Annotated in this window: 2 protein-coding genes; both read left to right on the forward strand. The window is 72.7% G+C overall.

The window, feature by feature from the left end:
• Positions 1-280: penicillin acylase family protein (locus BZL64_RS38775; protein ID WP_143663483.1), on the forward strand; the 280-nt coding region annotated here is incomplete at its 5' end.
• Complete coding sequence (locus BZL64_RS38780; RefSeq protein ID WP_086773555.1) at positions 273-884, forward strand: GNAT family N-acetyltransferase; 612 nt, start codon at positions 273-275, stop codon at positions 882-884. The genes BZL64_RS38775 and BZL64_RS38780, both read left to right, overlap by 8 nt.
• Positions 885-944 lie beyond the last annotated feature (60 nt).

Consider the following 944-nt stretch of genomic DNA (forward strand, 5'->3'; position numbering starts at 1 on the left):
CTCCGAGGAGGCCCCCGCCCTCTCCGGCGACCACGACTGCGTGCTGTGCACCTCGGCCGTGCCCGGCTGGACCGACCTGGCCGCCCGCGGCCCGGCCGCCCGCTACGTCTGGGACCTGGCCCGCCGCGAGGACAGCCGCTGGATCGTGCCCCACGGCGCCTCCGGCCACCCCGACAGCCCCCACCACCACGATCAGCTCCCCCTCTGGCTCACGGGCGAGCTGGCCCCGGTCGTCACCGACTGGGCGCACCTGACGAAGGAGAGCGAGAGCGATGACTGACGCGTACGTCCACCACGTCCATTACGTCCATGAGGAGAAGGCCGAGGGTTTCGGCACCGTCCGTATCCGGCCCGTCGACGCCGAGGCCGACGCGGCGGTCCTGCACGGCTGGGTCAGTGCCGAACGGGCCTCGTTCTGGGGCATGAACGGCCTGACGCGGGACCAGGTCGCCGAGATCTACGCCCACATGGCCGGCCTCGACACCCACCACGCCTACCTCGTCGAGCTGGACGGCGGCCCCGTCGCCGTACTCCAGACCTACGAGCCGTCGGAGGACCGTGTCAGCGAGTGCTACGAGGTCGAGCCCGGGGACATCGGCGTCCATGTGCTGCTCGCGCCCGCCGGGGAACGGGGCGCGCGGCCGGGCTGGTCGTCGGCGCTGATGTCCGTCTTCGCGTCGTACGTGCTGGTGGGGCAGGACCGGCGGCGGGTCGTGGTCGATCCGGACGTGCGCAACGAGAAGGCCCTCGCCCGCTTCCTCCGCCAGGGCTTCGAGGTCGGACCGGTCGTCACCCTCCCGGAGATCGACCTGCCGGACGTCCACCTGCCGGAGAAGACGGCCCAACTCGCCTTCCTCAGGCGGGAGGTAGCCTTCCCCGGGTGACCCCCGAGGACCTCGTCGCGCACTACGGCCTGGAGCCGATCCCCCGCGAGGGCGGCCGGT

This window comes from Streptomyces bobili (genome assembly GCF_002154575.1).
GTDB lineage: Bacteria > Actinomycetota > Actinomycetes > Streptomycetales > Streptomycetaceae > Streptomyces > Streptomyces bobili.

Coding starts and splice junctions, on each gene's coding strand:
- BZL64_RS38780 (WP_086773555.1), top strand. CDS start 273: ATGACTGACGCGTACGTCCACCACGTCCATTACGTCCATGAGGAGAAG.